The organism is Pseudomonas sp. UBT (assembly GCF_050915955.1).
Lineage (GTDB): Bacteria > Pseudomonadota > Gammaproteobacteria > Pseudomonadales > Pseudomonadaceae > Aquipseudomonas > Aquipseudomonas antarctica_A.
Genome location: NZ_CP168079.1, coordinates 3,455,011 through 3,468,312 on the forward strand (window position 1 = coordinate 3,455,011; position 13,302 = coordinate 3,468,312).

Consider the following 13,302-nt stretch of genomic DNA (forward strand, 5'->3'; position numbering starts at 1 on the left):
ACTCAAAGAAGCGTTACTATCAGCCCTCCCACACGGCAATGATTCGCTCAGGAACGAACTATGCACGCCCATGACGATGACGCGGCGCTCTCACATGTCGCAGGTGCGATTGCGGAACCTGCGCGGACAAAAATGCTCTGCGCGCTGATGGATGGCCATGCGCGCACCAGCACCGAGATGGCGGCGATTGCCGGGGTCAGCACCTCCACCGCCAGCGCCCACCTGGCCAGGCTCAAGCACGATGGCTTGCTCACGCTGCACAGCCAAGGACGCCATCGCTATTACAGCCTGGCCGGCCCCCATGTAGCCCAGGCTATCGAGGGCTTGATGGTGATCAGCCGCACGACCACCACGGCGTTCGTCTCGACCACGCCCAGTCGTTTGCAGTTCGCACGTACCTGTTACGACCACATGGCGGGCACACTGGCCGTGCAACTGCATGACCACTTCATCGCGTCCCGTTGGTTGGTGGGCGACGGCACCTACCAGCTCACTGCGCTCGGCGAAACAGCGATGATAGAACTCGGGGTTGATACCGCCGCACTGCGCGTACAGCGCCGGCGCTTTGCCTGTGCCTGCCTGGACTGGAGCATGCGCCGCCCACACCTGGCCGGTGCGTTGGGCGCAGCATTTTTGCAGTGCGTTATCCGCCGTGAATGGGTGACCCAGGACCTGGACAGTCGGGCGCTGGGGTTGACGGCCAAGGGGCGCAAGGCTTTCACCGCCCGATTTGGAATAAAGACCTGCGAACAATAAAGCGCCCACAGGCTATGCGGTGTTCAAATAATTCGGCCATCCCCTGCCACCGTCACACGCCACGGCAACTGGCGCCGATGCGCCGCCCTTCGCCTTCCAGCAGATAACCCAAGGTCAGCGTTGAATGTTGCAACGGCAACGCGCTGACGCTCAGTTCACCAAACCGCTGCCGAGCAGGTCAGGCGCATGCCGAGTGGCCGTGGTCGAGACAGCACAGCAGACGCTCGACCGTGTGCTCCAGCGGGCCGGAGTTATCCAGCACGAACAACCCCGCGCCATGACCGGCAATCAGCTCGGCGGTGAACCGCGCGTTGCGCGCCAAACGTTCTTCGATGTCCGTCAGGGACTCACGCCCGCGCGCGACCAGGCGCTGGCGCAGTACGGCCTGATCAACCGTCAACAGCAATACCAGCACCGTCGGGTAGCGCTCGCGGGTTTGCGCCAGGTGCGCGCGCGAGCCATTGACCAGCACGTCGTCCCCTGCCGCCAGCCACTCGTCGATGCCTTTGGGAATGCCATAGGACAACCCATTGGCGTGCCAACTGAGGGCAAAGGCGCCCTCGGCCTGCATCGCGGCAAACTGCTCCGGGCTGACGCCCTGCGCCGCTTCGCCCACAGCTTCCGCCGAGCGTGTAATCACCCGGCGCACAATCCGACAACCGCGCTCGGCCAGCCGTGGGCGTGCGGCATCCAGCAGGCTGTCCTTGCCCGAACCCGATGGCCCGATGAGATAGATCAACCTGCCTGCCATCAACATCCTCTCTTTGCTTGTCGCCAGACTTGTTGCATGCGGGACTGAGCTCTATTTCGTTGACGGGGAATTAAGAATACAGATAACAAACTCTGGGGAGTTTCGCGACTTTTCCTACGATCTCTGTGGCGTGCAGTTGGTGGATCAAGCGCTGAATCGGGAGTGTCCCGTGGCTTGATGGCAAGCCAGCTCCCACAGTGAGTGGGTGTACATCAGGGAATATCTCGCACGAGGGTGGAGCAGGCCTAAATGTCAGATCAGAAGAAGATCAACACTGTGGGAGCGGGCTTGCTCGCGAAGGCGGTGGGTCAGTGATTGATAGGCTGGCTGACACTGCGCTTTCGCGAGCAAGCCCGCTCCCACATTTGATCTCCGGTGTTTGGATAAATACATTTCAAGGCCATGAAAAAGGCGACCCGAAGGTCGCCTTTTGTCATTGCGCGTATTGCTTGCTCAACCCCGGCGGCACGCCGTGCACGTCGGTCTCCTCCCATGGCCCGTTCGGGCTGATGGAGCGGCTCCAGCCGTTGCTCCAGCGGTAGTAGGTGCGCTGGCGGTAGAAGGTGTCGGGCTGTTCGTCCAGCACATACACCTGCATCGTGCCGTCCCAGTGGCTGGCGGCGCCCGGTGGCGGGGCGAAGGTCGGCGATTTGCTCGGCAGCGGCTTCGGCGGTGGCGTTACCGGGCCGGAAGGTTTGGTGCTTGGTTGAGTCGACGGGCCCGACGGTGGGATGGTCGGGCCGGTGGGCGCGGGAGGTGGCCGGTGGACCGCACAAGCGCTCAAGCCGAGTACGAGGCTGAGCAGGGTGATGCGTGCAAGAGCGGTCATAGGCGTTTCCTCGATTTACTTGTCCGGACTGTCGATGGTCAGCGTCTGCAAGGCAGTGGTGCTGCTGGCCAAGGGTTGGCTGCGGCCGATCCATTCGCCAGTGGTCGGTTGACCGGCCCGGGATATGCGCGCAACCAGTTGGACTTCGGGGAAGTTCGACAGTTTCAACTGCGGCATCATCGCGTCAGCATCGCCCAGTTCGACAGTGACCGGCAGTTCGGCAACGGTGACGCGCTTGGCGGCCAATGGCGCCGGCGGACCGTTTACGGCACGGGCGAAGATGAACACGCTATCGGTTGGCAAGGCTTTGGCCTTCACCTCGGCAGACAGGTCCACACGCACTTTCATCACGGTTTTTTGCGCAACGGTACCGCCGCTTTCCTTGAGCTTCTCCGCCGCGCGGTCGATGCCGCCTTGCAGGGCGACACGTGAATTATCTGCCGGTGGCAATTGCGCCAACAGGTGGTTCCAGTAGTCGATTGCCTCTTGGTAGCGCTGACCTTCAAACGCGGCAATGCCAAGCAAACCAAGGCTGGTAACTTCCTTCGGGTCCAGCTTCAAGGCTTCATCAGTCAACGCCTGCACCTTGGGCGACCATTGCTTGTTGTCGGCAAAGTACTGCGCCTGGGCCCATTGGCCGAGCAGTTCCGGCTGACGACCGGCCAACGCCACGGTGCGTTCGAAGACTTTCGCCGCATCGGCCGAGCGGTCCTGAGCCATATAGGCACGGCCGAGGAAGTACAGGCCTTCCGGCGAGTCCGGCTGGGCAGCGGCAGCACGCTCCAGACGCTGAGTCATGTCTTGCATGGACACCGGCGGCTGGGAGAATTCGCGGGTCAGTTCGACCTTGTCGCTTGCCCCGTAATGCAGGTACAGCGCAACGCCCAGCACCGGCACCAGGAAAGCCGCCAGAAACGGCAGCGGTTTGCCCAGGCGCGATTCGCGGGGTTTTTCTACGCCTTCGGTGTCGGCCAGCAGCTCGCGGGCCGCTTCGGCGCGGCCGGTGTCGAGTTGCGCGGCATTCAGCACGCCTTCGTCCTGCTGCACTTGCAGCTCGGCGACGCGTTCCTGGTAGAGCGCCACGTTCAGCGCGGTGCGATCCTCTTCACGCTGGGCGCGGCGGCCGCGCAATACAGGGATTAACAGGAAACTCAGGGCAATCAGGAGCAGCAACCCTGCTGCGAGCCAAAAATCAATCATCAGTCTTGGTGTCCAGCAATTGGTCGAGGCGCTTGCGCTCTTCGGGGGATAGTGCGTCGGACCCATCGGTGGGTGCGGCGCGACGACGGCGGACAATCACGGCCATGACCACCACGCCGGCCAGCAACAGCCCGGCGGGGCCGAACCAGAGCAGCGCGGTCTTGCCGTTGAGGGCCGGTTTGTAGCGCACGAAATCACCGTAGCGGTCGACCATGAAGTCGATGATCTGCTGGTTGTCCTTGCCCTCCCCCAGCATGCGGAAGATCTCTTTGCGCAAGTCGGCGGCGATGGGCGCGTTGGAGTCGGCGATGTCCTGGTTCTGGCACTTGGGGCAGCGCAGTTCCTTGGTCAGTTCGCGAAACCGCTCGCGGTCACCGTCCTTGGCGAATTCGTAGGTGTCGATGGCGGCGTGGGCCACGCCGGCCAATCCCAGCGCCAGCACCGCAGCAGCTAACAGACGCTTCATGGCTTGGCCTCATCGACCAGCGCCTGGTACTTGGCGGCCAATTGCTCGCGCCAGACCACTTCGTCGATCACGCCGACGTATTTGTCGCGGATCACGCCCTTGGCATCGATAAAGAAGGTTTCCGGCGCGCCGTATACGCCAAGGTTCAAACCGAGGTTGCCGTCTTCATCGCGAATGTCCAATTGATACGGGTTGTGGAACTCCGCCAGCCACTTCAAGGCCGCCGCATTGTCGTCCTTGTAGTTGATGCCGTAGATCACCACGCCCTTCTCGGCCAATTTGTTCAGTACGGGGTGTTCGACGCGGCACGAGATGCACCAGGTCGCCCACACGTTGACCAGTGCCGGTTTGCCCAGCAGGTCGGCCTGGGTCAGGGTCTTGTCACCCTGCACGGTCTTCAGGCTGAACACCGGGAAGGGCTTGCCGATCATCGCCGAGGGCAACTCGGCCGGGTCCAGGTACAGCCCGCGATACAGGAACACTGCCACCACCAAAAAGGCCGCCAGCGGTAACACCATCAACCAACGCTTCATGCCGCCGCTCCTGAAAGGCCGAGGGCTTCGCGCACCCGGCTCTTGACCTTGACCCGATAACGCCGGTCCAGCGCGGCCAGCAAACCACCAAACCCGGTGAGCAAACCGCCGAACCAGATCCAGCGCACGAACGGTTTGACGTGCACACGCACCGCCCAGGCGCCATCGCCCAGCGGTTCACCCAGCGCCACATAGAGGTCGCGGGTGAAACCGGCGTCGATCCCGGCTTCGGTCATCATGGAGCTCTGCACGGTGTACAGACGTTTTTCCGGATGCAACACGGCCACTTCCTTGCCGTTGCGCACTACACGGATGGTGCCTTTGTCGGAGGTAAAGTTCGGGCCTTCGAAGTGCTTGGCACCTTCGAAGATGAAGTGGTAGCCGGCCAGGTCCATGGACTCGCCGGGTGCCAGGCGCAGGTCGCGCTCGGCGCTGTTCTGGCTGGAGAGCACCACGCCCAGAGCGCACACGGCAATGCCGATGTGGGCGATTTGCATGCCCCAATAGCTGCGGGTCAAGGTTGGCAAGCCTTTGATCAGGCCTTTGTGACGGGTCTTGTCGACAATATCGCGCACGCCGGCCAGTAACACCCAGGCGGCGAGCAGGAAGGTGGCGAGCACCGCCCAGTTGAAATCGCCGTAAGCGATCCCGGCGATCACCGCCAGGGCCACGCTGCCCAACAGCACCGGCATCAGCATGCCGGCCAGCCATTTCACCGGGGTGTCTTTCCAGCGCACCAGCATGCCGACCGCCATGACCACCATCAACAGGCCCATCAACGGAATAAACAGCGCGTTGAAATACGGCGGGCCAACGGACAGCTTGGCGCCGCTCAAGGCATCCAGCACCAGCGGGTAAAGGGTGCCAAGCAGAATCATCGACGCGGCCACCACCAGCACCAGGTTATTGCCCAGCAGCAGGGTCTCCCGCGACCACAGGTTGAAACCGACCTGGCTCTTGACCACCGGCGCGCGCAGGGCGAACAGGGTAAGTGAGCCGCCGACTACAAACAGCAGGAAGATCAGGATGAATACGCCGCGCTCAGGGTCGGACGCAAACGCATGCACCGACGTCAGCACGCCCGAACGCACGAGGAAGGTGCCGAGCAGGCTGAGAGAAAACGCCGCGATGGCCAGCAACACCGTCCAGCTCTTGAACACGCCGCGCTTTTCGGTGACGGCCAGCGAGTGGATCAGCGCCGTACCGACCAGCCATGGCATGAACGAGGCGTTTTCCACCGGGTCCCAGAACCACCAGCCGCCCCAGCCGAGTTCGTAATAGGCCCACCATGACCCCAAGGTGATACCAATACCGAGGAAGGCCCAGGCGACGATGGTCCACGGCCGCGACCAGCGCGCCCAAGCGGCATCGAGGCGCCCGCCGAGCAAGGCGGCGATGGCGAAGGCGAAGGCCACCGAGAAACCGACGTAACCCATGTAGAGCATCGGCGGGTGCACGATCAGGCCGATGTCCTGCAGCAGCGGGTTGAGATCATGCCCGTCTACCGGGATCTGCGGCAGGATGCGGCTGAACGGGTTGGAGGTCATGATCAGGAACAGCAGGAAGCCGATGCTGATCATGCCCATCACCGCCAACACCCGCGCCAGCATGACTTGTGGCAATTGGCGCGAGAACACCGACACGGCGAAGGTCCAGCCACCGAGGATCAACGCCCACAGCAGCAACGAGCCTTCGTGGGCGCCCCACACGGCGCTGAACTTGTAGTACCAAGGCAGCGCGCTGTTGGAGTTATTGGCCACATAGGCGACGGAAAAGTCGTCGGTCATAAAAGCGTAGGTCAGGCAACCGAACGCGAACACCAGGAAGGCAAACTGGCCCCAGGCGGCCGGCTGGGCCAGGCTCATCCACAGGCGGTCGCCGCGCCAGGCACCGAGCAACGGCACCACGGCCTGGACGACGGCAAAGCACAGGGCGAGGATCATCGCCAACTGACCCAGCTCCGGAATAAACAGTGCAGATGTCATGGCTTAACCCTCCTTGGCAGGCTGTGAAGTTGCGCCTGGGGCGGATTGGCCGCTGTCTTTGAGCGCCTTGGTAACTTCCGGCGGCATGTATTTCTCATCGTGCTTGGCCAGCACCTCATCGGCGACCACGACACCCTCAGCGTTGAGCTTGCCCAGGGCGACGATGCCCTGGCCCTCGCGGAACAGGTCCGGGAGGATGCCGCGATAGGTAATGGTGACGGCCTTGTTGAAGTCGGTGACCACGAAGGTCACGTCCAGAGAATCGCCGGAACGCTTCAGCGAGCCCTTCTCCACCATGCCGCCGGCGCGAATGCGCGTGTCCAGCGGGGCTTCGCCGTTGGCGATCTGGGTTGGGGTGTAGAACAGGTTGATGTTCTCCCGCAGGGCGCTCATCGCCAGGCCCACGGCAATACTCACGCCGGCCAGGATGGCAAGGATGATCAACAGACGCTTTCTACGCAGCGGATTCACTTTTCGGTCTCCCGGCGCAGACGACGCGCCTCTTGTTGCAGGTAACGCTTGCGGGCCAGGATCGGCGCGGCGACGTTGAGGGCCAGCACCGCCAGGCAGATGCCATAGGCCGTCCAGACATACAGGCCATGATGGCCCATGGCGAGAAAATCACTGAAAGAAGCAAAACTCATCCACGCGCTCCCAGGCAGGTTTGCACTTCGGCCTTGACCCAACTGGCGCGGGCTTCACGCTTGAGCACCTCGAGGCGCATGCGCATCAGCAGCACGGCGCCGAAGAAGCAGTAGAACCCCAGCACCATCAACAGCAGCGGCGCCCACATTTCCACGGGCATTGCCGGTTTTTCGGTGAGGGTGAAGGTGGCACCCTGGTGCAGGGTGTTCCACCACTCCACCGAGTATTTGATGATCGGGATGTTGATCACGCCGACGATGGCCAGTACCGCACAGGCCTTGGCGGCGCTGTCACGGTTACTGATGGCGTTGCCCAGGGCAATCAGGCCGAAGTACAGGAACAGCAGGATCAGCATCGACGTGAGACGCGCATCCCACACCCACCATGAACCCCAGGTCGGTTTGCCCCAGATCGCGCCGGTGACCAGCGCCACGGCGGTCATCCACGCACCGATGGGCGCGGCGCATTGCAGGGCCACGTCGGCCAGCTTCATCTTCCACACCAGGCCGACGACGCCGCACACGGCCAGCATCACGTAACAGGACTGGGCCAGCATCGCGGCCGGCACGTGGATATAGATGATGCGAAAGCTGTTGCCTTGCTGGTAATCCGGCGGCGCGAAGGCCAGCCCCCAGACCAGGCCGATGCCGATCAGCAACAGGGCTGCGATGCTCAACCACGGCAGCAGCTTGCCGCTGATGCCGTAAAACCATTTGGGCGAGCCGAGCTTGTGAAACCAGGTCCAGTTCATTGCTGTTTCCATCACGGTTGTTTCTCGTCTTTGCGAGAAACTCAGGGTCTTTACTGGTTAATAACGCTTAACCAGACCTCATTATTCGCCGACGCTGATCTTCAGGCCAGCCGCTATAGCAAAGGGTGTCAGGGTTACCGCCAGGGCGGTCAGGCTGCCAAGCCACAAGAGGTAACCCGTCGCCGGCATGCCCATGAGCGCGGCTTGCAAAGCACCGCTGCCCAGGATCAACACCGGGATATACAAAGGCAGAATCAGCAGGGCCAGTAACAGGCCGCCCCGCTTCAAACCGACGGTCAACGCTGCGCCCACCGCCCCCAACAGGCTGAGCACCGGCGTACCGAGTAACAAGGAACACAGCAACACCGGCAGGCATTCGACGGGCAAGCCCAACATCATCGCCAGCAGCGGCGAGAGCAAGACTAGCGCCAAGCCGGAAAAAGCCCAGTGTGCCAGTACCTTTGCCAGTACCAGAAGTGGCAAAGGGTGCGACGAAAGGACCCACTGTTCCAGGGAACCGTCTTCGAAATCACTGCGAAACAGCCCGTCCAGCGAGAGCAGGACGGACAAAAGCGCTGCCACCCACACCAGCCCCGGGGACAAGGTTTGCAACAGTTTAGTATCGGGGCCGACCGCCAACGGGAACAACGCGATGACAATAGCGAAGAACACCAGCGGATTGGCCAATTCAGCCGGGCGACGGCACAGCAATCGTGCTTCACGGGCGACCAACAGGGCAAACACACTCATAGCGACCACCGGCCCAAGTCCATGTCACGGTAACCGGCAGGCACGTGCGTCAGACTGTGGTGAGTCGTGAGGACCACCAACCCACCCTGCTCACAGTGCCGGGCCAGGTGTGCTTCGAGTTGAGTCACGCCCTGTTTGTCGAGGGCGGTGAACGGTTCGTCGAGAATCCACAGCGGCGGGCCGGGCAGATACAAACGGGCCAGGGCCACGCGGCGTTGCTGCCCGGCGGACAACGTATGACAGGGCACGTCTTCGAAACCCTTGAGGCCGACCGCCGCCAGGGCTTGCCAGATGGCGTCGCGGGAAGCCGGATGATGCAGGGCACTGAGCCAACTGAGGTTTTCTTCGGGCGTGAGCACATCCTTGATCCCGGCGGCGTGGCCGATCCAGATAAGGTTGCGGGCGAGTTCGGTGCGTTGTTCGTTGAGGGGCTTGCCGTTGAGTCGCACCTCACCTGCCGTCGGCTGCATCAACCCGGCCAGCAAGCGCAGCAAACTGGTTTTGCCGCTGCCGTTCGGGCCGCTGATTTGCACCATGTCGCCGCCCGCCAGACGCAGTTCGAGGTGTTCGAACAGCATCCGCAGGTCGCGTTCACAGGCAAGCGCTACGGCTTCAAGAAGAGGGCTGGTCAAGAGATCGCGGGCCTTTACGGTTCAAGTCGGCGGTGCAGCGGCCGTTATAGAGAGATGCACAATAACGGCTTTGGCGACCGATTTTAGAGAGCTGGATCAAATAGTTGTGAGGTTTTTACCGCTCTCTTTGCAGACGGGCGGCATTATACATGTGATGCCCTACTCTAAAGAGGGCAATTTCCCCAGAGACGACGCGCACGATGACCGGTGAGATCAACCTTCCTACGCTGCCTCCTGCCCCGGCCACCGGGCCAGCCCCGCTGCCCCCGACCGGTGAGTTGCTCAAACTGCTGGAGCCGCAGACCGGCTTGATCGACCCTGGGAAAACTGTAAACGCCGAGGTGATTGCGCTTAAACAAGGCGGCGACGCGTTTCAACTGTTGCTCAAGTTGACCCTCGAAGGCGGCCGCCAGACCCTGGTGCAAGCCAGCAGCGCGCAACCATTGCCGCTGGGCAGCAACGTGGCGGTGAGCCAGACGCCGACAGGCAACCTGACCATTACCTTGCAGCAAGCCTTGAGTGCCAATGTGGCCGCCCTCACCCGTATCGACACCACGCAAATGCCGGAAGGCACGCTGTTGCAGGCCAAGGTGCTGACCACCCAGATGCTGCCGCAGGGCGCGACGCAACCGGCGATCTATCGCTCGCTGGTGACGGTGCTCAATAACGCCCTCGCCGGGACGACGCTGACCCTGGAAAGCCCGCAGCCACTGCGGGTCGGCAGTTTACTCAGCGCCGTGGTGCAGAATGCGCAAACCTTGAATTTCGTGCCGTTAAGCGGGCTTAAGGATCAATTGGCCGTCGCGCAACAGCTCTCGACCCAGCAAAGCCGCCAGGGTTCGCTGGACGTGGTCTTTACTGCCTTGCAAAACTTGCCCGCTGATGACAGCACCTCCACCGACCTGCGCGCCGCCGCCGCGCGTTTGCTGGCGGCCCTGCCAGACCTGGCACAAGTCAGCAATCCCAAGGTCCTGGCGCAATTGGTCCAGAACAGCGGCGCGTTTCTTGAAGCCAAGTTGTTGGTCGGGCAAAACCCGCAAATTCCCCCGCTGGACATGAAAGGCGCACTGCTGCGCCTGGTCGCCGAGCTGGTGCCGGCCCTGCCCACCGGCACCAACCTCAACGCCATCCTCGCCGCCAATACCCTGGCCCAGGTGCTGCCGAACTTCGTGCGCAACCCGCTGAGTACGCTCGGCCAGATCAGCGCCCGGCAAGCACCCGCTGGGTTTCCGCTGCCGGATCGGTTGATGCAGCGCCTGGAAGGCGAAAGCGACCTGGAAAACCTGCTGCGCCTGGCAGCCGGGGCGATTTCACGCTTGCAGAGCCACCAGCTGTCGAGCCTGGAGCAGACCGGCACCACGGCCGACGGCCGGCTGCAGACCACCTGGCAGTTGGAAATCCCCATGCGCACCTTGCAGGACATCGTGCCATTGCAGGTCAAGTTCCAGCGCGAAGAACCCACGCCGGACAAGGACCAGCCCGAGCGCAAAGACAAAAAAGACCCCAAGCAGATGCTCTGGCGCGTCGAGCTGGCGTTCGACATGGAGCCGCTCGGGCCGCTGCAGGTTCAGGCGCAACTGACACAGGGCAAACTGTCCAGCCAGTTGTGGGCGACTCGGCCCTTTACCGCCAGTTTGATCGAAAGCCACTTGGGCAACTTACGCGAGCGCCTGGTGACCTCGGGTCTCAATGTCGGCGACCTGGATTGCCACCTCGGCACCCCGCCACGCGGGCCACGCACCGGACTGGAGCAACGCTGGGTGGATGAAACCGCATGAAAAACCCAACCCCACCGCGCCAGGCGATTGCCCTCAAGTATGACGGCCAGCAAGCACCGACCCTGACAGCCAAGGGCGACGATGCCCTGGCCGAAGCCATTTTGAAGTTGGCGCGGGAAAATGAAGTGCCGATCTATGAGAACGCCGAGCTGGTGAAGCTGCTGGCGCGCATGGAATTGGGGGACAGTATCCCGGAGGAGTTGTACCGCACGGTGGCGGAGATCATTGCGTTCGCCTGGACACTCAAAGGCAAGTTCCCGGTGGGGTATGACCCGAATGCCGAGCCGGTGGAGCGGGATGTGACGGAGCGTGGCGACGATTACTGAAAAGTCTCAGAGATACACAATCCAAAATGTGGGAGCTGGCTTGCCTGCGATAGCGGTACACCTGCTCCAGATAAGCAAGCTGACACATCGCCATCGCAGGCAAGCCAGCTCCCACATTTAGCTCTCTATTGTTAGTTCAGGACTTCACTCAGGGGGATGAAGTTGACTCGGTCCCCCAATGCCAACGTCGTTCCTTCCAATACCTCCACAAACCCCTCGGCCCACGCCGCGCTGCGCAGCACGCCGGAACTCTGGTTGCGGTAGATGATTGCTTTGCCCTGCTCGATACGCCCGCGCAGATACTCGCGGCGATTGCCCGGCTTGGGCCAGGTGAAGCCCACCGGCACTTCGAAACGCAGCGGCGCCACGTCCTGCACACCTTGGCGGCGCAGCAGATAAGGGCGGGCCAGCAGCGCGAAGGTCACCAGAGTCGAGGCCGGGTTGCCCGGCAGGCCGATCACCGGCACGCCACGAAAATGGCCGAAGGTCAGCGGTTTTCCCGGTTTGATCGCCAGCTTCCACAAGGCCAGCTCACCCTCTTCGCGCAGGGCGATGCCGAGGAAGTCCGCCTCGCCCACCGACACGCCACCGGTCGACAGAATCAAGTCGACACTGCCCAAATCGGCCAGGCGTGTGCGGGTTTTTTCCAGATCATCCGGCAGAATCCCGGCATCGATCACTTCACAGCCCATCCGCGCAAGCCAGCTGCACAGCACACGGCGATTGCTGTTGTAGATTTGCCCCGGGCCCAGCGGCAAGCCGGGCTCGATCAGCTCGTCACCGGTGGACAGCACGGCCACGCGCACGCGGCGCACCACACTCAGGCGGTCATGGCCGAGGGACGCAGCCAAGCCCAGCTCGATCGGGCCGAGCCGGGTGCCGGCGGTTAATACACACTCGCCGACGGTGGTTTCCTGGCCTTGGGGGCGGATGTTCTGGTTGACCTGCAAGGGTTCGGAGAAGCCCACGCGTTCGTCGGCGTGGACCACGGCGTTTTCCTGCATCTCTACACAGTCCGCACCTTCGGGCACCGGGGCGCCGGTAAAGATGCGCGCGCAAGTGCCTTGCGCCAATGGCTGCGGCGCCTGGCCGGCGAAGATGCGCTGGCTGACGGGCAAGGGCTCGCCATTCCAGTCCGACAGCCGCAGGGCGTAGCCGTCCATGGCGCTGTTGGGCCAGGGCGGCAGATCGAGGGTGGAGATGAGGTCTTGCGCCAGCACACGGCCATCGCACTCGCCCAGAGGCAGCACGTCCTGCTCACGGATCGGCGCGGCTTCGGCCATGTCCAGCAGTTGGCGCAACGCGTCTTCCACCGGCAGCAAAGCGCCGGTTTTACCGGGCTTATCCACGGGATTCGCAGGGTTCGGCCTGCTTCAGGTGGGGAACGAAGTTGCACGGGCGATGGCGGTTATCCAGTTGCTCGGCAAGGATGCCATCCCAGCCCGTGCGCACCGCATTGGTCGAACCCGGCAGGCAACATACCAGCGTGCCATTGGCCAGGCCGGCCAGGGCGCGCGATTGCACGGTGGAGGTGCCGATATCGGCCACCGATATCTGGCGGAACAGTTCGCCAAACCCATCGACTTGCTTGTCCAGCAGGCAGCTCACCGCTTCGGGCGTGCTGTCACGGCCGGTGAAGCCGGTGCCACCGGTGATCAGCACCACTTGCACCACGTCTTCGGCGATCCAGTGGGCGACTTGGGCGCGAATTTTGTAGAGGTCGTCCTTGAGCAGCACGCGCTCGGCCAGGTTGTGGCCGGCGGCGGTCAGGCGGTCGACGAAGACCTGGCCCGAGGTGTCGGTGTCCAGGGTGCGGGTGTCGCTGACGGTCAGTACAGCGATATTCAGGGGTACGAAGGGCGCATCAGCCTTGGCTTTCATGGCTCGGTCCGGTTGTCGA

General features: G+C 62.7%; 16 protein-coding genes and 1 pseudogene. 3 read left to right on the plus strand and 14 right to left on the minus strand.

Annotated features, from left to right (window positions below; genetic code table 11):
- The first annotated feature begins 60 nt into the window (after positions 1 to 60).
- Positions 61 to 756: an ArsR/SmtB family transcription factor gene (locus ACDZ94_RS15770; RefSeq protein ID WP_262667422.1), complete on the plus strand. Its 696-nt coding sequence runs from the start codon at positions 61 to 63 to the stop codon at positions 754 to 756.
- Between the two features lie 76 nt (positions 757 to 832).
- On the opposite strand, the pseudogene ACDZ94_RS15775 reads toward ACDZ94_RS15770, so the two are convergent.
- The 12 genes and pseudogenes from ACDZ94_RS15775 to ccmA form a co-directional block, all read right to left on the minus strand.
- A pseudogene (locus ACDZ94_RS15775) lies at positions 833 to 925 on the minus strand (phosphonate metabolism protein PhnP); the annotation flags it as partial.
- A gap of 9 nt (positions 926 to 934) precedes the next feature.
- Positions 935 to 1,507 carry a phosphonate metabolism protein/1,5-bisphosphokinase (PRPP-forming) PhnN gene (gene phnN, locus ACDZ94_RS15780; RefSeq protein WP_221294302.1) on the minus strand — a complete coding sequence of 191 codons (573 nt, stop codon included), beginning with the start codon at positions 1,505 to 1,507 and terminating at the stop codon, positions 935 to 937.
- Positions 1,508 to 1,940: 433 nt separating this feature from the next.
- A complete protein-coding gene (locus ACDZ94_RS15785; protein WP_262667420.1) occupies positions 1,941 to 2,336 on the minus strand; it encodes a hypothetical protein in 396 nt (131 codons plus the stop codon).
- 15 nt (positions 2,337 to 2,351) lie between these two features.
- The gene (ccmI, locus tag ACDZ94_RS15790) at positions 2,352 to 3,536 is read right to left on the minus strand and encodes a c-type cytochrome biogenesis protein CcmI (protein WP_432750423.1); all 1,185 of its coding nucleotides are present in this window, start codon (positions 3,534 to 3,536) and stop codon (positions 2,352 to 2,354) included.
- Positions 3,529 to 4,002, minus strand: a complete 474-nt coding sequence (locus ACDZ94_RS15795; RefSeq protein WP_064451574.1) for a cytochrome c-type biogenesis protein — start codon at positions 4,000 to 4,002, stop codon at positions 3,529 to 3,531. Before ACDZ94_RS15795 ends, ccmI begins: the two co-directional genes overlap by 8 nt.
- Positions 3,999 to 4,535, minus strand: coding sequence for a DsbE family thiol:disulfide interchange protein (locus ACDZ94_RS15800; protein ID WP_432750424.1), 537 nt, complete (start codon positions 4,533 to 4,535; stop codon positions 3,999 to 4,001). Before ACDZ94_RS15800 ends, ACDZ94_RS15795 begins: the two co-directional genes overlap by 4 nt.
- Positions 4,532 to 6,520 (minus strand): heme lyase CcmF/NrfE family subunit, encoded by a 1,989-nt coding sequence (locus ACDZ94_RS15805; protein WP_432750425.1) that lies wholly within the window; start codon positions 6,518 to 6,520, stop codon positions 4,532 to 4,534. The genes ACDZ94_RS15800 and ACDZ94_RS15805 overlap by 4 nt, the downstream gene beginning before the upstream one ends.
- 3 nt (positions 6,521 to 6,523) lie before the next feature.
- Positions 6,524 to 6,991, minus strand: coding sequence for a cytochrome c maturation protein CcmE (ccmE, locus tag ACDZ94_RS15810; RefSeq protein WP_221294298.1), 468 nt, complete (start codon positions 6,989 to 6,991; stop codon positions 6,524 to 6,526).
- Complete coding sequence (ccmD, locus tag ACDZ94_RS15815) at positions 6,988 to 7,164, minus strand: heme exporter protein CcmD (RefSeq protein WP_003172771.1); 177 nt, start codon at positions 7,162 to 7,164, stop codon at positions 6,988 to 6,990. Before ccmD ends, ccmE begins: the two co-directional genes overlap by 4 nt.
- Positions 7,161 to 7,916, minus strand: coding sequence for a heme ABC transporter permease (locus ACDZ94_RS15820; protein WP_064451570.1), 756 nt, complete (start codon positions 7,914 to 7,916; stop codon positions 7,161 to 7,163). Before ACDZ94_RS15820 ends, ccmD begins: the two co-directional genes overlap by 4 nt.
- 81 nt (positions 7,917 to 7,997) lie before the next feature.
- Positions 7,998 to 8,666, minus strand: a complete 669-nt coding sequence (gene ccmB, locus ACDZ94_RS15825) for a heme exporter protein CcmB (protein WP_064451569.1) — start codon at positions 8,664 to 8,666, stop codon at positions 7,998 to 8,000.
- Positions 8,663 to 9,244, minus strand: a complete 582-nt coding sequence (gene ccmA, locus ACDZ94_RS15830; RefSeq protein ID WP_432751507.1) for a cytochrome c biogenesis heme-transporting ATPase CcmA — start codon at positions 9,242 to 9,244, stop codon at positions 8,663 to 8,665. Before ccmA ends, ccmB begins: the two co-directional genes overlap by 4 nt.
- Before the next feature lie 254 nt (positions 9,245 to 9,498).
- Here ccmA and ACDZ94_RS15835 point away from each other — a divergent pair, with 254 nt between their 5' ends.
- Positions 9,499 to 11,076, plus strand: coding sequence for a flagellar hook-length control protein FliK (locus tag ACDZ94_RS15835; RefSeq protein WP_064451567.1), 1,578 nt, complete (start codon positions 9,499 to 9,501; stop codon positions 11,074 to 11,076).
- Positions 11,073 to 11,402, plus strand: a complete 330-nt coding sequence (locus ACDZ94_RS15840) for an EscU/YscU/HrcU family type III secretion system export apparatus switch protein (RefSeq protein WP_053255183.1) — start codon at positions 11,073 to 11,075, stop codon at positions 11,400 to 11,402. Before ACDZ94_RS15835 ends, ACDZ94_RS15840 begins: the two co-directional genes overlap by 4 nt.
- 131 nt (positions 11,403 to 11,533) lie before the next feature.
- Here ACDZ94_RS15840 and ACDZ94_RS15845 read toward each other — a convergent pair whose 3' ends face one another.
- A complete protein-coding gene (locus ACDZ94_RS15845) occupies positions 11,534 to 12,751 on the minus strand; it encodes a molybdopterin molybdotransferase MoeA (protein WP_064451565.1) in 1,218 nt (405 codons plus the stop codon).
- The gene (moaB, locus tag ACDZ94_RS15850) at positions 12,744 to 13,283 is read right to left on the minus strand and encodes a molybdenum cofactor biosynthesis protein B (RefSeq protein WP_056857153.1); all 540 of its coding nucleotides are present in this window, start codon (positions 13,281 to 13,283) and stop codon (positions 12,744 to 12,746) included. The genes ACDZ94_RS15845 and moaB overlap by 8 nt, the downstream gene beginning before the upstream one ends.
- Positions 13,284 to 13,302 lie beyond the last annotated feature (19 nt).